The sequence below is a fragment of the Sulfitobacter sp. PR48 genome (assembly GCF_028807335.1).
In the GTDB taxonomy this organism is placed as follows: domain Bacteria; phylum Pseudomonadota; class Alphaproteobacteria; order Rhodobacterales; family Rhodobacteraceae; genus Sulfitobacter.
Map to the genome: position 1 here is coordinate 1 of NZ_JARAMM010000034.1, position 19845 is coordinate 19845.

General features: G+C 60.4%; 18 protein-coding genes and 3 pseudogenes. 13 read left to right on the forward strand and 8 right to left on the reverse strand.

From position 1 onward, the window contains the following. Nucleotides 1–86: 86 nt before the first annotated feature. The 3 genes and pseudogenes from PVW51_RS23120 to PVW51_RS23130 form a co-directional block, all read left to right on the forward strand. Nucleotides 87–251 (forward strand): annotated as a pseudogene (locus tag PVW51_RS23120) (IS110 family transposase); the annotation flags it as partial. Between the two features lie 312 nt (nucleotides 252–563). Next, a pseudogene (locus tag PVW51_RS23125) lies at nucleotides 564–1495 on the forward strand (IS5 family transposase). A gap of 149 nt (nucleotides 1496–1644) precedes the next feature. Continuing rightward, nucleotides 1645–3084: a hypothetical protein gene (locus PVW51_RS23130; RefSeq protein WP_024099412.1), complete on the forward strand. Its 1440-nt coding sequence runs from the start codon at nucleotides 1645–1647 to the stop codon at nucleotides 3082–3084. Between the two features lie 346 nt (nucleotides 3085–3430). Here the strand turns inward: PVW51_RS23130 and PVW51_RS23135 are convergent. From PVW51_RS23135 to PVW51_RS23150, 4 genes and pseudogenes are all read right to left on the reverse strand, one after another. Beyond that, nucleotides 3431–3955, reverse strand: a pseudogene (locus PVW51_RS23135) (IS110 family transposase); the annotation flags it as partial. Nucleotides 3956–4014: 59 nt separating this feature from the next. Next, nucleotides 4015–4866 (reverse strand): TniQ family protein, encoded by an 852-nt coding sequence (locus PVW51_RS23140; protein ID WP_081731462.1) that lies wholly within the window; start codon nucleotides 4864–4866, stop codon nucleotides 4015–4017. Then, nucleotides 4803–5681 carry a TniB family NTP-binding protein gene (locus PVW51_RS23145; protein WP_007803215.1) on the reverse strand — a complete coding sequence of 293 codons (879 nt, stop codon included), beginning with the start codon at nucleotides 5679–5681 and terminating at the stop codon, nucleotides 4803–4805. The genes PVW51_RS23140 and PVW51_RS23145 overlap by 64 nt, the downstream gene beginning before the upstream one ends. A gap of 90 nt (nucleotides 5682–5771) precedes the next feature. After that, nucleotides 5772–6704 carry an IS5-like element ISRhba5 family transposase gene (locus PVW51_RS23150; RefSeq protein WP_007803217.1) on the reverse strand — a complete coding sequence of 311 codons (933 nt, stop codon included), beginning with the start codon at nucleotides 6702–6704 and terminating at the stop codon, nucleotides 5772–5774. Nucleotides 6705–6955: 251 nt separating this feature from the next. Here PVW51_RS23150 and PVW51_RS23155 point away from each other — a divergent pair, with 251 nt between their 5' ends. Beyond that, nucleotides 6956–7798, forward strand: coding sequence for a hypothetical protein (locus PVW51_RS23155; protein ID WP_007803218.1), 843 nt, complete (start codon nucleotides 6956–6958; stop codon nucleotides 7796–7798). Nucleotides 7799–7856: 58 nt separating this feature from the next. On the opposite strand, the gene PVW51_RS23160 is transcribed toward PVW51_RS23155, so the two are convergent. The 3 genes from PVW51_RS23160 to PVW51_RS23170 form a co-directional block, all read right to left on the reverse strand. Continuing rightward, nucleotides 7857–8426, reverse strand: coding sequence for a PIN domain-containing protein (locus PVW51_RS23160; protein ID WP_007803220.1), 570 nt, complete (start codon nucleotides 8424–8426; stop codon nucleotides 7857–7859). After that, nucleotides 8423–8887: an excisionase family DNA-binding protein gene (locus PVW51_RS23165; RefSeq protein ID WP_007803221.1), complete on the reverse strand. Its 465-nt coding sequence runs from the start codon at nucleotides 8885–8887 to the stop codon at nucleotides 8423–8425. Before PVW51_RS23165 ends, PVW51_RS23160 begins: the two co-directional genes overlap by 4 nt. 149 nt (nucleotides 8888–9036) lie before the next feature. Beyond that, nucleotides 9037–10104: a helix-turn-helix domain-containing protein gene (locus PVW51_RS23170; RefSeq protein WP_007803223.1), complete on the reverse strand. Its 1068-nt coding sequence runs from the start codon at nucleotides 10102–10104 to the stop codon at nucleotides 9037–9039. A 225-nt stretch (nucleotides 10105–10329) separates the two neighbouring features. Between PVW51_RS23170 and PVW51_RS23175 the strand changes: the two genes are divergently transcribed. Both PVW51_RS23175 and PVW51_RS23180 read left to right on the forward strand, forming a co-directional pair. Further along, nucleotides 10330–11211, forward strand: a complete 882-nt coding sequence (locus PVW51_RS23175) for a recombinase family protein (protein WP_093733131.1) — start codon at nucleotides 10330–10332, stop codon at nucleotides 11209–11211. Between the two features lie 119 nt (nucleotides 11212–11330). Beyond that, a complete protein-coding gene (locus PVW51_RS23180) occupies nucleotides 11331–12494 on the forward strand; it encodes an ATP-binding protein (RefSeq protein ID WP_093733132.1) in 1164 nt (387 codons plus the stop codon). Between the two features lie 222 nt (nucleotides 12495–12716). On the opposite strand, the gene PVW51_RS23185 is transcribed toward PVW51_RS23180, so the two are convergent. Next, the gene (locus PVW51_RS23185; protein ID WP_274578015.1) at nucleotides 12717–13100 is read right to left on the reverse strand and encodes a hypothetical protein; all 384 of its coding nucleotides are present in this window, start codon (nucleotides 13098–13100) and stop codon (nucleotides 12717–12719) included. A 172-nt stretch (nucleotides 13101–13272) separates the two neighbouring features. Here PVW51_RS23185 and PVW51_RS23190 point away from each other — a divergent pair, with 172 nt between their 5' ends. The 7 genes from PVW51_RS23190 (at nucleotide 13273) to PVW51_RS23220 (ending at nucleotide 19693) form a co-directional block, all read left to right on the forward strand. Then, nucleotides 13273–14628 carry a ParA family protein gene (locus PVW51_RS23190; RefSeq protein WP_208596040.1) on the forward strand — a complete coding sequence of 452 codons (1356 nt, stop codon included), beginning with the start codon at nucleotides 13273–13275 and terminating at the stop codon, nucleotides 14626–14628. Then, a complete protein-coding gene (locus PVW51_RS23195) occupies nucleotides 14625–15647 on the forward strand; it encodes a ParB N-terminal domain-containing protein (protein ID WP_092765122.1) in 1023 nt (340 codons plus the stop codon). Before PVW51_RS23190 ends, PVW51_RS23195 begins: the two co-directional genes overlap by 4 nt. 227 nt (nucleotides 15648–15874) lie before the next feature. Beyond that, nucleotides 15875–17155, forward strand: a complete 1281-nt coding sequence (gene repC, locus PVW51_RS23200) for a plasmid replication protein RepC (protein ID WP_093733133.1) — start codon at nucleotides 15875–15877, stop codon at nucleotides 17153–17155. 374 nt (nucleotides 17156–17529) lie between these two features. After that, nucleotides 17530–18000 (forward strand): hypothetical protein, encoded by a 471-nt coding sequence (locus tag PVW51_RS23205; RefSeq protein WP_093733134.1) that lies wholly within the window; start codon nucleotides 17530–17532, stop codon nucleotides 17998–18000. A gap of 40 nt (nucleotides 18001–18040) precedes the next feature. Next, on the forward strand, nucleotides 18041–18982 hold the full coding sequence (locus PVW51_RS23210) for an ArdC family protein (protein ID WP_274578024.1): 942 nt from the start codon (nucleotides 18041–18043) through the stop codon (nucleotides 18980–18982). Nucleotides 18983–19005: 23 nt separating this feature from the next. After that, on the forward strand, nucleotides 19006–19215 hold the full coding sequence (locus PVW51_RS23215; protein ID WP_274578026.1) for a DUF6330 family protein: 210 nt from the start codon (nucleotides 19006–19008) through the stop codon (nucleotides 19213–19215). A gap of 88 nt (nucleotides 19216–19303) precedes the next feature. Then, on the forward strand, nucleotides 19304–19693 hold the full coding sequence (locus PVW51_RS23220; RefSeq protein WP_274578027.1) for a DUF3768 domain-containing protein: 390 nt from the start codon (nucleotides 19304–19306) through the stop codon (nucleotides 19691–19693). The last annotated feature ends 152 nt before the right edge of the window (nucleotides 19694–19845 follow it).

The following is a 19845-nucleotide window of genomic DNA, read 5'->3' on the forward strand; positions in this document are numbered from 1 at the left end:
TTTAAAGGCAAAATATCATATTTAAGGGCAAAGCAAGGCCGTTGATTTCGTTGGATTTCTCATCTCACAATTAAGGGCTACGCGACAGGCATGTTCATGCCGCTGCCCGGCCGGGCACATGGCTTGGCGAGATGCTGACGCGCAAGCCGCCGATGCTGGTGCGGGTCGCGCTGGCGAACAAAATGGCGCGGATCGTCTGGGCGCTGATGGCCCGAGGCGGCGCCTACCAGTCTCCGACCGCTGCGGCGTAAGCCGTCACTGGTCGCGAGGACGTCGGAGCGGAAGAGGGCAAGGAGACGTTTGGCGCACGGTCGTGAGACGGGATCGGGAGAACCAGAGCGCAACAGAGTGCCATCGAGCACGCGGCTTTGATCTGGACCCGACCTGCGAACACCATACGGGCCCGCGGCGTGATGATGGCCGCAACAGAGGCCGGATACATGTCAGCACCCGACACCGCGCGAAACTGATCCAGAAACCCTCTTGCGCAAGGGGCGGTTATACATGTTGCGCAAATGCTGTGAAGGTTTCACCTTGCGAATCCAGTCTGTTAGTCAGGCTGCATGAGCAGACCCATACCCCCGACCTACAAGACCAGGAACTGGCCAGCCTACAATGAAGCAGTCAAGCGCCGGGGCTCGCTGACGATCTGGTTTGACCCCGAGATGAGCTGGGATGCCGCGCCGACAGGCAGGCGTGGCCGCCAGCAGACCTACAGCGATGCCGCTATCCAGACGTGCCTCTCGATGAAAGTGCTGTTCGGCATGGCGCTCCGGCAGACGACCGGGTTCGTCGAGAGCCTGCTACGGCTGGTCGGCCTGAACTGGACGGTGCCCGACTTCAGCACGCTATCTCGCCGCCAGAAGACCTTGGCCGTGAACATCCCCTACCGCGGCTCCAAGGGGCCGTTGCACCTGCTGATCGACAGCACCGGGATCAAGGTCGAAGGTGAAGGCGAGTGGCACGCACGCAAGCATGGCGGCCCGAAACGGCGCGTCTGGCGCAAGCTCCACCTTGGGATCGATGAAGAAACGTTGGAGATCCGGGCCGTCGAAGTCACCGGGAGCCACATCGGTGATGCGCCCATCCTACCCACCTTCTCGACCAAATCCCGCAGTACCAGGAAATCGGTAGCGTTACGGCTGATGGCGCCTACGACACGCGCAAATGCCACGATGCGATTGCAGATCGCGGTGCCCATGCCGTCATCCCGCCCCGCAAGAACGCGAAGCCCTGGAAGACGATCACCGCCGGAGCCGTGGCGCGAAATGAGGCCCTGCGCGCGGCGAAATACCTGGGCCGCGCGCTCTGGCGACGATGGAGTGGATACCACCGCCGAAGCCGCGTCGAGACAAAGATGCATTGTATCAAGTTGCTGGGCCAGCGGCTCATGGCACGGGACTTCGATCGACAGGTCGCCGAACTCCAGGTCCGCATCGCCGTCCTGAACGGCTACACCGCGCTCGGAATACCCGTCACGGAAGCTGTGGGATAAGTCCGTCCGGGGAAAGGGGAACCTCGGCCTTAAGCCGATTTGTGCATCAGAGCCCTTGACACTAATAATTAGCTATCTATGTTTTTCCCGGCGATGGTTCCCCGGAAGAGGAGCCGGATTTCATCGCTGCATCAAACTGGAGGAAATTCATGTCACGGACAGCCAATTTGGCCGGCCCGCGTTCGCGGACCGGAATGGTGGTGCTTTGCCTCGCTCTGACCGCGGGCTTCGCCCCGCTCGCGTCGGCGCAGGAGCAGCCCGCCTTCAACGAACATGCGGGAACCCTGCCGGACGGGACGGCATGGCTGATCCGCGTGCCCGAGAACTGGAATGGTCGACTACTCAGGGATCTGGATTTCGCCAGCAACGTTTCGGTCGCGTCAGCGGTCCAGCGGTATGACGACCTGCTCGGTCGTGGCTATGCCTTCGCCGGGCTCGCCCGGCACCCGCTGCGCCTGTGGCAATACGATCCGCAGCGTGAAATCCTGAATCTACAAGCTGTTCAGGACATTTTCACGGACCTGGAGCGCGCTCCTGACATGGTGCTGCAATACGGCTGTTCTGGCGGAGGGCTCGACAGCCTCGCTTCGGCCGAGGATTACCCGGACAGGATCGACGGTGCCGCCGTGCTTGCCGCCCATACGCCGGTCTGGATCATGAGCAGTTTCCTGGATGGCTGGTTCGCCATGCAGACCCTGCTGGGCGAAAGCTATGAGGCCGCTGGGCACGGTCCGGCCAGCGATCTCGCCATCGTCGGCCTGCCCAATGCCGGAGCGGGTGGCGAGCGCAGCCTTGACGCGATCCGTGCGTCCTGGATGGCCGCCATCGAAACGGCGGGCGAAAGCCCGGAGGGCCGCGCGCGGCTGGCGCTTGCCTTCGCCATCGGACAGTGGTCGCCGTGGATGGTCGAGGGGACCGAACTACCCGACACCGCGGATGCCGGCGCCATGGCCGACATGATCGTGGCCTCGGCGCTGCGCATCGGCGGTAATGTTGGCGGGTCCTCGCGGCTTCTGTTCGAAAACGCCGCATCGGGGCAGCAACTTTCCGGGAACGAGGGGGTCGACTATGCCGCCTTCTACCAGAATGCCGCACCCGCGATGGCGCGGACGGTTGAGGCGCTCTACGAACAGGCCGGTTTGGACCTTCAGGCCGACATTGCCAGGATCGACGCCGCCCCCCGCATCGCGGCCTCGGATTATGCGCGCGATTTCTGGGCCGCAGACGGGCGCACGACGACCGGCGATCTGCAGGTTCCGGCGATCCGCATCCACATGCTGGGCGACTGGGCCATTCCCTACACGCTGATGGAAGGCTACGGCGCGCTGGTGCAGGAGCAGGGTACCGGCGATCTGTATCGGCAGTCGCTGGTCCAGGGCACGGGCCATTGCGAGTTCACGGCTGCCGAAAGCACGGCCATCGTCGAGACCCTGGTCGAACGGATCGAAACGGGCGCCTGGCCCGAGACATCGCCCGAGGCGCTGAACGCCGCAGCCGAGGCGCTGGAAACCGGGAGCGCCCCCCGGTTCATCGAACACGGTGATTGGCGCGTGGCAGCCTATAACCGGCCCTGGGTTCCGGCAGAATGAGCCGATGGGGAACTGGCGCTGCGCCGGTTCCCCCACAGGTCCGGTGGCGCAAGTCATTGGTGGACCGTCGCCAACGCGCAGTGGGCATCTCTGGCGAGGGCAAGTGTTCCCATGTCTGGACGACCCCTGCTGCGCAAGCTGGGAATTGACGCGCCTATGCCGAAAGCAGTCATGTCTACGGCCTTTGTGGTGCGGTCTAGCCGCTGGCCCAGATGAAGTCCGCGGATCGGGTCCCAATCAAAATTGCGCGCTTTCTGCGCCTTGACCCCCTGGGGTGTCCCGATCCCCGGTTCGACCGGTTTGTCATCTCTTCTCAGCTTCACGCATTCCGTCAGCGGTTCCGCGCTCAGGAGACAGGGGCCGCGTAGATCTCGTTGCGGCGCAGGAGCGCCCAAGCGATCCGGGCAGTCTTGTTGGCGAGCGCGACCGCAACGACTTTCGGTCGCTTGCGTGCTTTAAGCCCAAGCATCCAAGCCTTGCCGGCATCGCCCTGCCTTGCAAAGCGAAGCACCGCAGTCGCGCCGGAAACGAGCAGTCGCCGGATATATCCATCACCCTGCTTGCTGATCCCGGTCTGTCGATCCTTGCCACTGCTTGAGTTCGCCCGTGGCGTCAGGCCTAGCCAGGCCGCGAACTGTCGTGCCGAGCGGAACAGGCTCGGATCCGGAACATTTGCAGCAATTGCGCTGGCGGTGATCGGTCCGATACCGGGAATGGTCGCCAGTCGCCGGCTCGTCTCGTGCGTCCGGTGCCACTCGAGGATCCGTTTCTCCAGGGCCTCAGCCTGATCGGCAATCGCCTCCGCTTGGCAGATCAACGCATGGATGGCAGCCGCAGCATGGTCAGGCAACCGTTCCTGGTTCTCTCGGAAGTGGGTGTCGCCTTGCCCTTAAATCCGAGACACGGCGCGTTTTCCGGCCTTTCTTGCCCTTAAATTTGAGATGAGGTGGCTGAACCGCCGACGCGTAGTCGCATCCGCTGAGCAATCTGGTCGACGGTTGCAAGCAGTCGGGGCTCCTTATCGTAGGCGCGAAGCAGGGCAACTCGTGCGTAGACGTCGATGTCCATGCTGCACAACGCAGCCTTTACCAGTGGACGTGATTGGGCGGAGGCAATGGCGGCAAGGCAGAAGAGCCTTATGTTCGGGCGGGGGCTTTGAAGCGCGAAGAAAGGGTCTCCACATAAAGCTTTGAGTCCCATCGCGAAGGTGACCGCCCGCATGGCTCGGCGTAGTTGACGCGCGCTGCCCGACACCGCGACACGCTCCAGGATCCGTGCCCCCCGGCGGGCACGATCAACCAGCTTTTCGGAGACCGCTGCGCCATTTTGCCTGTCGGCCTTTGGAAGAAGCCGGGCACCACAAATCTGGCAGTCGAACGCCCAGGCCCTACGCCAGTGCCTGAGCTCAAGGCCGCCATCAGCGCAGCTTGTGCAAGCCTGGAACGGCACCTGTGCGGTCAACCGCATCTCTGCTTCCGGCATCGCCGCGAAAGTCATCGACGACACGAACGCTGGATCGAAGCGCGCCGCAACGGAAATCCTATCCGCGGCCAGCATGTCGAGATCAAAATCAAGGGCTGCAGCATATTTTGCGTCGATCCCGATATGGGCGAGCAGGTCTGCTACCTCGCAATGATTGGAAGCGGCCAGTCGCGATAACCAACCAGAAAGCAACTCGTCCGGCACTGGCGTCACCGATATCGGCAGCGGGATACACGTCACGCCCCAGATTTCTCGAGCCGTCGCTGAGCGTTTGCATGGCGCGACCAGACCGGTGTCCATTTTGCGATGGCATCATCAGTGACGCACTCGTCACCGCTGATGATCGCGTCGATGGACAGATCCTTGACCAAGGCAAAGATGCGGGACGTCACCCCGCCAGTTAATGCGAGGATCTGCTTGAGCGACCGCACTTGCAGATTGGATTTCTTCTCCAGCGGCATGGCCGCGATCAATGTCTGGATCATATCCGAAAACTCGGCATCATCGCGCCAATTCGGCAGGTGGTGTTCATCAAGCCGACGGGCCAGTTGGACATCGCCGCGAATGGCATCGACGGCTTCGCTGACACCGTAGCAGACCAAAGATGCCTCCAGCTCGTTGCTGAGATACCTCAAGACATTGAGGAACCGGCGCTGTTCCCTATGCGTGCCCGCAAGAAGGTTGTGGACTTCGTCGATCATGATCATCCGCAGCCCGAGGTCGCGCAAAAGGCCCACGACCCGAACTTCCAGCGAGGCAACACTCTGCGCCTTCAGGCTCAGCGTCGACGACGGGGCTCCGACGGCTGCGAGGATGTGCATATAGAACCGCCGCTCATCAGGAGCGGGTGGCGCCTGCAACAGAAGTAACGGGGTGTGGGTGACGCCCGACTCCGGATCATACTCCGGCGCATAGCGTCGCGACAGGTTGCGGGCGATCATTGTTTTGCCGATGCCGGACGCCCCATGCACCAGAAGGCCAGGCATGCGGGTCTGCCGCGACATCTCAATCAGACCATGCAGCCGGTCCAGCACTTGCTCCGCTCGGGGAAAGCCGATCCAGATGTCCGATTGAATGAGGGCGATGCGGCCGTCGTCTTCAGTTTCTGCCCTCAATTCACCAGCGCTCCACCTTGAACATGGGGCGCGATGGGCGTTGTTGCAGAAAGTCGGCCTGAGTTGTGAGTGCCCCTTTCCCATTCAGTTTCATGCCACGCGGACGACGTGGGCGGTGCCGAGCGCGTTGAAGCGATTGACAAGGGCGACCCGGATGTGGATTTCGGCGGTTTGGCGATCTGGATCCCGCGCGGCGATGCGCTCACCGAAGGCCTTCAGGCATCGCATCTTGGCCTCCACTCGGCTACGGGCGTGGTATCCGGTCCACCGCTTCCAGAATGCCCGACCGTAGTGACGCGTGGCGCGCAGGGTTTCGTTGCGCGCCTTGGCAGCCGGGCAGTCCTCTTTCCAAGCTCGACCGTTCCTTCGGGTCGGTATGATTGCCGTGCCACCGCGTGCGATGACGGCGCCGTGGCAGCGGCGGGTATCGTAGGCACCATCCGCGGTCACGGTGCCGATGTCCTCGTCCTCGGGGATCTGGCCCAACAGGTCCGGCAGGACTGGGCTGTCGCCTTCCCGGCTAGGGGTGAACTCGACGGCCCGGATATCCGAGGTGGCGATATCCATCGCCAGATGCACCTTGCGCCATTGGCGGCGGCCCTGAACGCCATGCTTGCGGGCCTGCCATTCGCCGTCGCCAAGAAACTTGATGCCGGTGCTGTCCACCAGAAGATTCAGCGGCCCTTCGGCACGGCGATAGGGGATCTGCACCTTGAGGGTCTTCTGTCTGCGGCACAGCGTCGAGTAGTCCGGAACGGGCCAGTCTAGCCCTGCCAGGCGCAGGAGGCTCGCGACCATTCCGGCTGTCTGCCTGAGCGGTAGCTTGAACAGAACCTTGAGCGACAGGCAAAACTGGATCGCGGCATTCGAAAAGACCGGCGGGCGCCCTGGGCGTCCCTCATGCGGCGCGTGCCAGGTCATCTCCTTGTCCAGCCAGATCAGCAGCGATCCGCGCTTCCTGAGCGCATCGTTGTAGCTGGACCAGTTCGTCGTGCGGTAGCGGGCGGGCTTGGGCTTGCTCATGCAGATCGTCTAACCGCATGGATTCCCGATGTGAATCCTTCACCGACTGAGTTCTGCAACAACGCCCAGTGCATCACCCAAAAAAAGGGAAACGACGCCAGACCGAGAAGCCTGACGCCGCGCTAGAAAAAAACCCCTGAACACGGTTCTTCTAGCGCAGTGTCCGAACCCCTGCAACCAGCAAAGTGTTTTTGCTGGCAAGAATGTTGTTTGCTCTCGACATGGCATCGTCTCTCTCAGGAGATACGACCATGGAACCAACGACTGGCCTGATCCTAAGGCGGATCACGCAGACAGACCTCTCTGTTTCGGCGCACAAACTGGCCACGCTCATCCTCGACGGAATTGCGTGGAAGGACGGGTATAACGGCCTGCCCCGCGGCACGGCTGCCTTCACCCTGTCCTCTCTGGCAGCGAAGATGGGCGTCTCGCGCCAGTACCTGAGCGTTCTGCTGAGTGAGCTTGAAACTTCTGAACTGAAGCTTGAGCGCGAGAAGTCGAACGGCAAGTTCGCCCCCTGGCTCTTCCGCTTCGCGGCCTTTGACGACGGCGAACAGACCCACGATCTCGTGTCAGACGGAGACGACACATCACTATCTAGAGAAGAATCTAACAAAACTATATTCACAGGACAGATCAACATTGACGGTTGCTCGAACGTGTTCCGAACATGCTGGGCCGAGCTGATCAAGGCCGCGAAGAGCGCCCTACCCTGCTGGAACGTCGATACGCAAGTGATCTGGGAACGCTTCCTTGCCTTCAACCGGGCCCGTGGGAACAGCAAGGTTCCGGCCGGTTTCCTGCTCGGCTTCATGCGCCGGTGGCGCACCTCGCTTGGAGAAGCGACGCGCCCACCGGCTCTCCCCGCACCACAGCCGGTTCAAGAGCCACGAGAGCGCGAGCTGCACGAACAGATCAAGGCTGCGCCAAGCTCGAACCGCCAGTTTCACGCGTCAGACCTGTGTCGCGTCATAGGGCAAGCGGCGTACGATGCGCGCATTGTCGCCGTGATCCGGCAGTTCGGTTGCCCGAGGTTCACTGCTACGCTTGCAGTCCACGGGCGTGCAGTCCTGGCGGGCGAAATCTCGCGGTGATGATGGATCGGGTGCCACAACTCTGGCCAGAACGTATTCAGTCAGGGCAGTTCTGGGATCAAAGCAGGTCGGCGAATTGCTCCAGGTCGGCAACCGTGGCGACCAACCCCTGCTGTGTCAGGATCGCGAGATACTCGTCGACGCTTTTGAGCGGATTCTTGAGGCGCGCGCGAACTTTCCGCAGCGCGGAACAGACCAGACCGGGCGCGAGAGACAGTTGGTTCCGGAAAAAGTCGTCAGGGTGTTGGGTCTCGATGCCAAAGGGCGCAAGTGCCGCTGGTGGGAAGTCCTTCAGGTTCTGCGTGACGATCGCGTCACAGCGCCCAACGATTGCCGCCGCCAGAACGTGCCGATCGTCAGGGTCCGGCAGTGTTAGGGCCGGCACCAATGCCTCGTAGCCGGTGACCAGACAGTCGCGTGTGGCCCTGTCCATCAAGTCGCGAGTTCGTTCCAGCGCGGCGCGCTCCCGATGAGGTTCATTGCGCAGAAGCGCATCAATCCACTCCCGATGGATATCGGCCGTCCACTTGGCCTTGAAAAGGTCTGTGACCGCCAACTGCATCAGTGCATCGCGCATCGGCGCGGGATAAAGGACGTTCGCATCGAACAGGACCGTGTACTGGCTCATTTCGAGCGGTAGCCCATGTCCTGCTCTTGAGCGTCGGCGGCCAGTTGATCGAGCGCAGCTTCACGCTCGGTATCGATCGCGGCCTTGTAGGACATCACGTCTTCCATGCGGACGCGGCGATGCTTGCCGACCTTCCGATGCGGTATGGCACCATCCTCGAGCAGCTTGATCAGGAACGGACGCGAGACGTTCAGAACCTCAGCGGCCTGTACGGTCGAGAGTTCGGCGTTCTCGGGGATGATGGTGACCCCCCGCCCCGCTGCCATCGCCTCGAGGATCTCCATGAGCAGCGATACGGCGCCCGCAGGAAGCTCGATCGGCTCCATCTGCTCGGAGTCCGTCACACGAAGTTTCAACGGCGCGCGCGCCTGGGCGAAGCGTGACAATGCCTGGCCAGAGACGCGCGCAATCGCTGCGTCCTGCGGCGTGGGCGGAAGATGTCGGTGTGCCAGCATGTTCATGGTGGTCTCCTCTCCGGTTTCTGTTCTCTACCACCATATATGAAATAAGTGCAACAAATGCATTAAGTGTTGGTGAGTTTCTGCGCGCCCTGCCGCGTGCTCGCGGTTATCGCTGCTGTCGAGTGAGCGGGTGAGACCCACGCTAACCTTCAGTTTGTCGCCTTCCACATCCTGAACCGCCCCTGTCCTGTCACCTCGCGGATCAGACCCCGCTCTTGCATCCATGCAAGGTTGCGCTGAACAGCGGCGCGACTGGCACTCGTCAGGGCCTGGGCCATTGGCGCAGAGACGAGCGGCCATTCGGTCAGCACTGCGCGCAAGGCCGGCGGCGTCCTGCCCGAGAGCAATGTCATTTCGGCTTCCGCCCGCGCCGACCATGCCTCGATATCGTCAAGGTGCCGCACCGCGGTCAGGCACGCGGCTTCCATCCCGTATAGCCAGCGTTCCAGACGTTCGAACGGTGAACCACCGGCTCGTAGTCCCCCTGCCCCGCCCATGGCCAGAGGCGTGAAGACTGCGCCTCTTCCATCGCTGGCCGCGATCCGCGCAGCTGCGACAGCCGCTTCCATACGGTCGTCGTGCTGCCCGAGCCCCGCGAGGCGCCAGAGGTGAAAGCCCGCGCAAGCGCGAGTGATCGGGTGCAGGTCCGTGGCCTGCCCCATCAGATCCAGCCAACCGCTCGCGCGATCCACGAACGGCTCGGTCTCATCACTGATGTTCTCGGGGTCGCGACGGTCGAGGAAGGCGGAAAGGTCCTGCTCCGGTCCCGGTCCACCCGTCAGTCGCCGAATCGCCCATCCGACTCGCGCCAGCGCCGCCGTGTCGTCCTGGACACCGGACAGGCGCAGCGAGATCCAGAGCGCCAGCCGGTCTTGGCTGATGCGGTCACCGGTGTGCCAGCTCAAATCTGCGGCCTCCATCAGCGCAAGCCGATGCCGCCATCCTTCCGGTCCGCGCTTCAACCGGTCGTCCAGCGCGCCGACGCGACCGGCCACACGGGCAAGACGCGCGGCCTGCCCGCCCTCTGCCTTCCGCCATTCGTCGAGGACCTCGGTTTCACGCGGTTCGGCCCGTGGTCCCGGCGGCAAATAGTCCGGCTCGTCGTCCATCGGACCGGGCAGAAACCACAGGTCGTCCTCAGACGCCTGTTCGACCTCCTCAGCATAAATGCCGAGCGCGTCGGATTCATCATACAATGCGGGGGTTCCAGGCCTCATATGCGCAAAATACAGCTATTTTGAGCTTTACCCAAGGGTTTTATCAGAGTGCGTTTGTACACCTTACATAGCACGCGCGCGCGATGGTCCGCGAGACCTCCCTGATCGCGCTCTGCGTATGGAAACCAAGGGCTTTCTGATGAACAGCGCCACAGAGCGCGCCCTTGCATTCATTTACAAACGGTCGTTTATTGGCGTTATATGAAACTGCAAAAGACTGTTTTGATGCCCCTGATAGGTTATGCCCGGGTCTCGACCGAGGATCAGACCCCCCTGCCCCAGTCGCAGGCCCTGAAATCAGCAGGCTGCGCCGAGATCCATGAGGAGCAGGCCTCTGGCGGCAATCGTGCGCGGCCGGTGTTGGCGCGCGTGCTGGAACGCGTCGCCAAGGGCGACACGCTGGTGGTCGTGCGGATCGACCGGCTGGCGCGGTCGCTTTCGCATCTCCTCGAGGTGATCGAACGGCTTGAGGCAAAGGGCGCATTCTTCCGCTCGATCGAGGATCCGATCGACACCGGATCCCCGCAGGGCAAGTTCACGCTGCAGGTTCTGGGTGCAGCAGCCGAGTTCGAGCGCGCCCTGATCCGTGAACGGACCAAGGCTGGGCTTGCCAGCGCACGAACAAAGGGGCGGGTCGGCGGAAACCCTGGCCTGCGCGCCCGGGATCCGGCTGCGCTACGCAAGGTCCGACTGGCGCGACAGGACGGATATATGGAACGCCTGAATGAAACTGCGCAGGACTGGGTGCCCCATGTGCGTCGGCTGCGCCCCGATCTGGCTTGGGAAGATGTGGTGCGCATCATCAACGGCCCCCTACCCGAGGCCCGGCGCTGGACGCAAAGCCGTCTGCTGCGCGCTGTGAACGCCTACGTCCGCGATGGGTTCCTCCCCGCGACCGTGCTTGATCGCGCGGGCCCGCGTGCGCGAGATGATCGCCTGCCCGCCATCGTCGCGGGTATCAAGGGCGCCGATCCCGACATTACGCTTCAGGCCATCTGCGCCCGCTTGGAGAACATGCGTGAGCGCACACCCCGCGGCCGGACAAGCTGGCAGCCATCATCAGTGAAGATGTTGCTGGAGCGGGCGAAGCGGCTTGGAATACTATGAGTGAGTTTTGACGCTAAGCCTGTTCGTCACATCAGGCGACATCTCCAATTGAGTGGCAACTTTACCCGCTAAGCAGTTTATCCTTGCAAATCTTCCATCGTGTGGAGTAATTGCAAGGTATGTATAAGCGCCAAACTCATCACTTTGTGCAATCCGCGCTAGAGAGCCAAGCTGCTGTTGTCCTCCTCGGCCCCCGGCAGGTTGGGAAAACCACGCTCGCTCTAGACATCGCTTCGGAGCAACCATCGGTATACTTTGATCTAGAACGAGATGCGGACAGGCAGATCCTGACCGAACCGGATCTATATCTGGATGAACAGGCGGGAAAACTCGTCATCCTCGATGAGGTGCAGCAGATGCCTGGCCTGTTCAAGAGCCTGCGTGGTCAGATCGACCAGCGCAGGCGGGCCGGTTTTCGAGCGGGCCAGTTTCTGCTCTTGGGATCAGCCTCCAACGTCCTACTCCAACAGTCGGCAGAATCCCTTGCTGGACGTGTCAGGTATATCGAAATGCCCCCTCTACAGCTTACCGAGGTGGGGGCTGATCAGTTGAATGCGCTCTGGCTGCGTGGTGGCTTTCCTGACAGCTTCATGGCTTCAAGCGATCAAGCCAGCATGGATTGGCGTCTGGATTTTCTGCGTACATATTTGGAACGTGACATCCCTGCCCTCGGACCGCGTATTCCAGCCGCAACCTTGCGGCGCTTCTGGACAATGCTTGCGCATGTGCAAGGTGGTCTATTGAACGCTTCAGCCCTCGCCGAGGGGCTGGGCGTCTCCGGCCAAACGATTGGACGCTACCTCGATCTGCTCGTTGATCTCATGCTGGTGCGGCGACTGCAGCCCTGGCATGAGAATGTCGGCAAGCGTTTGGTGAAATCGCCAAAGGTTTATGTCCGCGACAGCGGGGTCGTGCATGCCCTGTTAAGTATTGGGACAATCGAGGGCTTGCTCGGGCACCCCGTCGTTGGCGGCAGTTGGGAGGGGTTCTGCATCGAGGCCCTTCTTGCCGCTGCACCAACCGGCACCGAACCCTTCTTCTATCGCACTTCTGCCGGAGCTGAACTTGACTTGGTCCTTCGCCTGCCTGGGGGTGACATCTGGGCCGTTGAGATCAAGCGCACGACTGCGCCAAAGGTCTCGCGCGGGTTCTATGTGGGCGCGGAAGACATCAAGGCCAGCCGGAAGCTGTTGATCTACGCCGGAGAGCATGACGTCCCCGTGGCCGAAGGCGTTCGTGCAATGCCTCTTGAGCAAGGGATCGGGCTGTTGAGAGCACTATAGCGCAACGCTTGTTGCGCGCGTGCACGAGAGTAAGGAGTCTACTTGTTTTGTTCAGTTTTAAGTACGCCGCGCATTTCCCTGTGGCATTTTTTCCGGTCCCCGCAGGTCTCCCGGTGCGTACCGGTTGCATGGAATGCACATCGCAGCGGCCGCCCCGTCTACAACGGCTGTGGCCCATCTTCCTCCCCTACCCTTCTATGCGGCGCTTCGCATCCAGCGTGGTCAGGCCTTGGTCAACCGCGCAGCTACCCTTCGGGCTGCATCAGTTTCACAAGCGCCGACAATGAAACCGCCAAATGCTTCGGCACAATCTCCATCTTGACCTCCGACCTGGAAATTACCATCGAACCCGTCGCGAGGTCGAACAGGACGGCCTTCGCGCAACGCGTCGCCGGACGCTCCCCGTGAGGCAAGCTGACCGAGTGCGGCGGCATCTAGAAGATTCAGAAAGGGGAGACCGGTGCTGGCTACTTCACGGTGAGCATCTGTGATCACGGCTTCAACGCAGACATGGGCAAAGCCACCAACTAGGACGGTCATCTCCCGGGGTCCGAAAGACGCGGCGTGAAACATGCATGGTTGATCGGCTTCGCTCTGGTCAGCCACTTAAACTCCAATCTTGAACGCGTTCAAGATTGGAGTTTCTGGAGCCACTGAACCTCAAAATAAGCGCCTGAAACCTATAGGCGCGTGGTATCTTTATCTTTTGCTCAGAACCATGCTACCATTGGAACAGAATCGAGTCGAACTCGGACCCAACCGAAGTCAGGGCTTATAAATGAGCGGTAGTTTAGAACAGTTTTTGACGGATCTGTCACGTGGGCTTGAGCGCACGATGGTGGCAGTGAACAAGGAACTCACCTTGCGTCAGCGCATCAAGCGAACCTGGTCCATGCGCCAGTGCGCTAGGTTTCTCAATGTGAGTATTCAGTATCTGACCAAGTTCGCCAATTCGAGCGATGACTTTCCCGCAGGAGAATATGTTGGAAGAGAGCGTGTTTTCACGCTTTCAGAATTGATGCACATGCGGGCCCTTCTGGCAGCCTCGGCAAAGCGGCCGTACGACTACCTGGCCTGGCGGAAGCCTGACGCACCTTTGCCCGTCATCTCGTTTGCAAGCCAGAAAGGCGGCACCGCCAAAAGTCTGAGCGCCGCGCATTTTGCCCAGTATCTCAGCTTGCACTACGGCATGCGTGTCGGTGTCATGGATGCTGACCCGCAAAGTACAATAACGCTCTACTTCGTCGGGGGAGAAGGCCTTCCCCAAATGCCCGACGAAAACACCGCCTCCATGGTGGACTTTGCTGGACTCTTTCAGTCGGAAGACGCGCCATATACCGACCACGATGCGCAAACGCTCGACAGCTTTCTTCTCAAGACCTCCTGGCCAGGCCTGCGCCTGCTTCCAGCTCACGGCGAAACATCCGAGGGCGAGATCCAGATTGCGCGGCTTGTCCGCGAAGCCCCCGCAGGAAAGAGCTTTTACCGCTACCTACGCGATGCCATCGACCGCTGGAAAGCGGGCCACCCACCGAAAACGCTACCCAACGAATTGGTAGTCGACGGCAAGGTCGACCAGGAGCGGCTCGACACCGCACTAACGGAGACGCTGGATGTCATCATCATCGACTATCAACCCGCGCTCACACTGTTCCAGTTGAATAACGTGATTGCGTCGTCTTCGCTGGTCATACCGCAAACCATGAAGGGGTTCGACATCGCGACGTTGTCGACCTTTGTGACTGGCCTGCTTGGGATGCTTCAGCACATCCTGGCCCATGAAAGGATCGAGATCGGAACCGGTGCGAACATGCTGTTGCCAACGATCGTTCAACGGTCCAATGCGCAGGATCTTAACCACATCGGAAACCTGCTAGAACATTGCCCCACGGAGATTCTGCCCGTGTTTTATCTGCGTTCCGACGCGATCTCGAACGCGTCGGACGTCTATCAGTCCGTATACGAATACGAGCCGGACACGCCGGGAAAGCGCAAGGGGATCAACCGGTTCATCACGAATGCCGATGCCGTGAACGACGCCATAATATCGCGACTCTGGCCAGGACTCGAACGTGGCTACGCCAATACTTGGATGGACGAATTCTATGAAGATGACGGCGAGGGTGAAGCATGAAACGCAGTATTCCAAGGTCTCTGGTCAGCAAGGCTACCAATCTCGATACAAACAAGGAACGTGCGAGCGGCTCCGAAGGCAGGACAGAATCGAGTGATGCTGTTTCGACTCCTTTCAAGGGGGCCGGCAGTGCCTGGAAATCAGGAGCGCTTGCGCAGTCGCAAGCTGCAGTAGAGCGAAGCAGAGCCGAGCTTTGTTTGGATATCCTCAACGGTCGCCATGAGATAAGCCTGTCGCCAGATCAAATCTCCGATCCAATGGGAACCGACCGCCGACAAGACTGGATGTCCCAGGAAGCCTTCAGGTCTTTGGTAAACAGCATCGCTTCGAACGGGCAGGACACGCCCATTCTAGTGTGGCCGGAGGATCCGGATTGGCAGCCGGATCCGTTGGACCCGTCGAATATCGCGGGGGTTCCATTCGTGATGCTGACAGGACGCCGCCGACTGGCTGCCGCGTCAGAGCTCGGTGTACCCCTTCGTGCAATACTTGCTCCGCCTGACGCGCGAAACGCTGAGAACAGCAAGTTTGAAATGTTGTTTCTGCGGTTTCGCGAGAATGAGGAGCGCGAGAATCTCAGCCCTTTTGAGCGATTGGTTTCGATTGGTGAAATGTATGAGACGCTGGCTTCTGGCGAAGAGAAACTGACAGCTGTGGCCTTCGCCAAGAAAATTGGTGTGCATGAGAGCCTAGTCTCGCGAGCACGGTCCGTTTTCGCTGCGCAGGATCAAATCTTGAACACGTTCAAGAACGTCTACGACATGAGCTTTCGCGATTTACAGGGTGCCTTAGCGAGCTTGGAGAGAACGAACAAAGCCAAGCCAAAACCAAAGACAAAGCCCCAAAAACTCACCGTAAAGCGCAAGGTGGGCAACCGAAATCTTTCGGTCACTTCCGTCGATGGAAACCTATCAATCAAGGTTGCAGGAGTGCCGATTGACCAAGAGCGTCTCGAAAAGCTTGGAGACTTAGTCGCAAGCTATTTGAACGTCGAAGACGCGGAGAAGGATACCGACTGAAGACAGCGTTGGTGAGATGTTCTTCGGAACGATGAGGCAAGGAGCAAAAAAGGAACGACAAGTGAATTAACGGCAAAAGAAAAGCCCCCAAGCGGTGTGGCCTGAGAGCTGATCTTAATGGTTTGGTCACCTTCAAGATAAGTCTCACAGGATTCACTGTCAACGACGAACGCTTCTGAGCGAACGGCTTTCTTTTGCCTCCACACAACCGGAGGTGAGATACAGGCATGAAACATACAGGTTGGCGCAAGCCGACACCGGGTCTTGGGGTTGCTGAGCAGCTTGCCCAAGCCGGTGAACGGGTAGCAGTACCCAAGACGCGGGCATTTGTCGCGCTCAAGCGCGTTGGAGCGCATATCGGTCTGAAGGCCGGCGACATGATGCTCCTCGATACACTGGGGGCCTTCACGCAGGCCCAGGACTGGGAGGAGGGGCAGCGCCCGATCGTCTGGGCCTCTAACGCCTATCTGATGGAACAGACCGGCTTCTCTCTGTCGGCACTAAAGCGTCATGCGCGGCGTCTGGCAGAGAACGGTGTGATCTCTTTCCAGGATAGCCCGAATGGCAAACGGTGGGGCCGCAGAGACGCTGAGGGGCGTATCGTCGAGGCCTACGGCTTCGATCTGTCGCCGCTTTCGGCTCGAGTCGAGGAGTTTGAAGAGCTGCAGGCCGAGTTGCAGGCCGAGCGCGAGCTCTGCCAGCGCTTGAAGCGTCAGATCACGGTTGCGCGCCGGATGATCCGCGCGCGGATCGAGGCGGCGGTAAGCGGCGCGTTGCGCGGGCCCTGGACGCAATTCACGGGTCTCTTCGAGGAGCTTCTGGACCGACTTCCGCGCCGCCATCAAGCCTCTGAACAACTGGAGCGACTACTGGCGTGGTTCAAGGAACTTCAGGAACGAGTCGAGGCGGCCTACCTCAAGGCGACTGGTGCGATAAACCCTGTGGAAAACACCGACAAAAATGACGCCCAAGTTATGAAGAAGACTCAAGAAATGAACTCCAGGGAGGTCATTTCTGAACCCCATATACTAATTACAAATCAACTTATTCCTGTAATAAGTAATTCCTCTGAAAAAGAGGAAGCGGCGGATGTCGTGCCCAATGCACGACCCGAGGAGCGGGTTGATGGGGAACTGGAAGACTGGGTTGCAGAGGTGCGCAAGAAGCGAACCGCGCTTGACCTGCCAACAATCATGCAGGCCTGTCCAGAGTTCGCGTCCTGGGCGCGTAATATGGGCGGATTCCTGAAGGATTGGGGCGATCTGCATCGGGTTGCCGGGCAACTCAGGCCGATGATCGGGATTTCGGAGCATGCTTGGAACGTGGCTCAGGACCGAATGGGCACTCAGGTGGCCACGGCTGCGTTTGCACTTGTGTTCGAGAAGCACAGCGCGGGCGAGGTTGCTTCACCAGGCGGATATCTGCGCGGCATGGTCGAGAAAGCCGGGGCAGGGGAGCTGCATCTTGAGCGTAGCTTTTATGGCAGGCTCAGCGGGCAAGCGGCGTAAGAGGGTAAGATTAAAAGATGTTACGCATCCGCAGATGTAGGCAGGGCTGTAGAAAAATATCTTGCCGATCTGCTGAATCTGCTAACTACCTGCCAAGTAACGATAATTTAGCAACTTGTGCAAGCTTTTGCCGATTCCCGTTGCCGATTTTGCGTCCCCAGATGCCTCTGCTGTTCCAGATCAATGGCTTCGACAAAAACGCAGGCATGGCGCGGTGTGGTGAGGATCCGCTGAAATTGGCCAGGACAGGGTCAATGCACGAAAAAAGAGAAAGTGTTCTTCGGGTTTTGTGACTGACGGATGAGGGCCTTTGGGGTCCCTCAGATGGGTCCGGGCCGGGTTCCGGTTTGCCGTTCCTGATTAAGGGCATTCCCATGCAAACAGGTGTCTTGCGCGTGTTGCGCGCGACCGCTGCCTCGTGGTGGCGACACAAGGAACTACGCCGAACCGGCCAGACGGGGCAGGCACAGCAGCCCAAGCGCGAGACCATCCTGCGTGATCTCGGCTATCTGAAGCAGGCGGCGTTATTGCCAAACGCGCACGTGATCTGCGGAGAGGGCGGGACATTCATCCATCTTGGTTGGACCACCGTGTCGACCTTCGCGCCGATCGAGCGCTTTCCCTTGGCCTCTCTTGCGGTCGCACGAGGGACCCCGTTCATCGATATCCGACCCGTCACCGATGTCATCGCCTTCGCGAACCTGCCGCGGGTGGCGCGGGACGGATCGGACGACTCTGAACACTGGGGCCCTGGCAGGTCCGTCTCGCTGACCACCTACATCGACATGGTCGAAGGGCTCGGCGCGAGGATCGCCAACGATCCACGCCCCCGTCAGTCAACCTGATCACCACTCCCTCTCATCAACACTCGAAAGGAGGCCATCCATGGCCCGATCCCGCACGCCCAAATTCGATGCCTCCGAGGTCATCACCAACGAAATCATCCGTATCATTGAGCGCGGCGTCCTGCCGTGGCGCAAGCCATGGACCGCAGGTGGCAGCTCTCGTCCCCTGCGCGTGGGCGGAGAACCCTACCAGGGAGTGAACAACTTCCTGCTGACGATGCGGACCGTGATGGCGGGCCACAGCTCTCCCTTCTGGATGACGTTGCCGCAGGCCAATGCCTTGGACGCAAAGGTCCGCAAGGGCGAGAAATCCTCTGTCGTCGTCTATTACGGTCAAAGCCGGAAAGACGCGGGCGGCGATGAGCATGACCGCAGCGACGGGGATGATCACTCCGAGGAAGCCCGCATCTTCCGCTTCCAGAAATCCTACCGTGTGTTCAATGCCTGCCAGATCGAGGGCTTGCCCGACAGCTTCTTTCCGGACCCGGAGCCAGCGCACGAGCATCCGCCGTCCGAGCCCATCCCGCACATGCAGGCGTTTTTCGATGCCATCGACATCACAACCGTCTTCACGGGCACGGAGGCGTACTATTTGTCCCCCGTGGACAAGGTTTACATGCCATCCATCACGCGGTTCCAGGACCCGCGCAATTTCTACGGGGTCTGGGCCCATGAGCTGGCCCATGCCACGAAAGCCCCCCATCGACTGAACCGTGATTTCGGGTTCTCGAAGTTTGGCAACACGTCCTATGCGCGCGAGGAGATCGTCGCGGAATTGACCTCGGTGTTCCTGGGTCAGTCGCTCGGCTTCACGGCGCATACGCTCGAGATGAATGCCGCCTATCTCCACAACTGGTTGCGCGTTCTTCGGTCGGACAAGGGTGCGATCTTCAAGCACGCCGCGGACGCGCAGCGCGCCTGCGACTATCTGATTGCCAGATCGGAGATGGGCAGGGCAGGTCGCAGTGCCGAGGCCGCCTGACCACACGGAGAACGGAGACTCGCATGTCACGCAAGGAACCCAAGACGCTGCGGGTGGCCTGCTTCGAAGACGGCCGCCGCAAGATCATCACCTTCAAGCGCGGTGCCTATTGGTGGAGCCCGTCCGAGGGCGCTTACCCGCTCTCGGCGGCACTCGAGAGCATCAAGGAACAGGGCGGCTGGATCGAAACCATCCCCAACCCGAATTACAGACCCAAAGGGCTGTTCGGGTAGGGCACCTTCTGCTTCGGTCCTTCCGACAAGCAGAAAAGAAAAAAGCGGGCTTTGGGAAGGGTGTTTCAACTTCTCAAAGGAGATCCCCATGTCCATGACCGTTCAACCCCAGCCAGACCGTCCGGATCCGACGGTGATCGCGGCGCAGAACGACGCGTTCCGCAAGCTCGCGTGCCTTGGAGTGCCGCCCGCGCAGCCCATCCAGGGCCGGATGCATGTCACCCGCTCGCTTATGGAGGCCAGCGACGGCTTCATGGCCGAGGCGGTGAAGGCCACTGGTGAATTTGCAACATTCGAGCCTGAGAATGATCCCGAGGGATGGCACGATTTCGGAGCGGTCGAGATCCGGGGCGAGACCGTGTTCTGGAAAATCGATCTCTACGAGGCAGACTCGGATTTCCGCTACGGGGCCGAGACCCCGGACAATCCCGCCACGACCATGCGCGTGCTGACCATCATGCTGGCGCGCGATTGGTAGGCGAGGGGACACCCCCCAAACCTTACACGTCAAGCAATGAAGGCCCACTGGCCCCTCAAAGGGAGAGATGCCGTAATGGGGCTGTCGGCGAATCGGACATGTTTCGCTTGTTTGTCAGCATGATGTGGAGTGCCGTTGCCCTTGATGCGCCT

Excerpts from the sequence above, each read along its gene's own strand:
- PVW51_RS23150 (WP_007803217.1), bottom strand. The coding sequence starts at position 6,704 with ATGAGCAAGCCCAAGCCCGCCCGCTACCGCACGACGAACTGGTCCAGC.
- PVW51_RS23155 (WP_007803218.1), top strand. The coding sequence starts at position 6,956 with ATGGAACCAACGACTGGCCTGATCCTAAGGCGGATCACGCAGACAGAC.
- PVW51_RS23220 (WP_274578027.1), top strand. The coding sequence starts at position 19,304 with ATGTCCATGACCGTTCAACCCCAGCCAGACCGTCCGGATCCGACGGTG.
- PVW51_RS23165 (WP_007803221.1), bottom strand. The coding sequence starts at position 8,887 with ATGAACATGCTGGCACACCGACATCTTCCGCCCACGCCGCAGGACGCA.
- PVW51_RS23180 (WP_093733132.1), top strand. The coding sequence starts at position 11,331 with ATGTATAAGCGCCAAACTCATCACTTTGTGCAATCCGCGCTAGAGAGC.
- PVW51_RS23140 (WP_081731462.1), bottom strand. The coding sequence starts at position 4,866 with ATGGACACCGGTCTGGTCGCGCCATGCAAACGCTCAGCGACGGCTCGA.
- PVW51_RS23190 (WP_208596040.1), top strand. The coding sequence starts at position 13,273 with ATGAGCGGTAGTTTAGAACAGTTTTTGACGGATCTGTCACGTGGGCTT.
- repC (WP_093733133.1), top strand. The coding sequence starts at position 15,875 with ATGAAACATACAGGTTGGCGCAAGCCGACACCGGGTCTTGGGGTTGCT.
- PVW51_RS23195 (WP_092765122.1), top strand. The coding sequence starts at position 14,625 with ATGAAACGCAGTATTCCAAGGTCTCTGGTCAGCAAGGCTACCAATCTC.
- PVW51_RS23215 (WP_274578026.1), top strand. The coding sequence starts at position 19,006 with ATGTCACGCAAGGAACCCAAGACGCTGCGGGTGGCCTGCTTCGAAGAC.
- PVW51_RS23130 (WP_024099412.1), top strand. The coding sequence starts at position 1,645 with ATGTCACGGACAGCCAATTTGGCCGGCCCGCGTTCGCGGACCGGAATG.
- PVW51_RS23160 (WP_007803220.1), bottom strand. The coding sequence starts at position 8,426 with ATGAGCCAGTACACGGTCCTGTTCGATGCGAACGTCCTTTATCCCGCG.
- PVW51_RS23170 (WP_007803223.1), bottom strand. The coding sequence starts at position 10,104 with ATGAGGCCTGGAACCCCCGCATTGTATGATGAATCCGACGCGCTCGGC.
- PVW51_RS23205 (WP_093733134.1), top strand. The coding sequence starts at position 17,530 with ATGCAAACAGGTGTCTTGCGCGTGTTGCGCGCGACCGCTGCCTCGTGG.
- PVW51_RS23210 (WP_274578024.1), top strand. The coding sequence starts at position 18,041 with ATGGCCCGATCCCGCACGCCCAAATTCGATGCCTCCGAGGTCATCACC.
- PVW51_RS23175 (WP_093733131.1), top strand. The coding sequence starts at position 10,330 with ATGCCCCTGATAGGTTATGCCCGGGTCTCGACCGAGGATCAGACCCCC.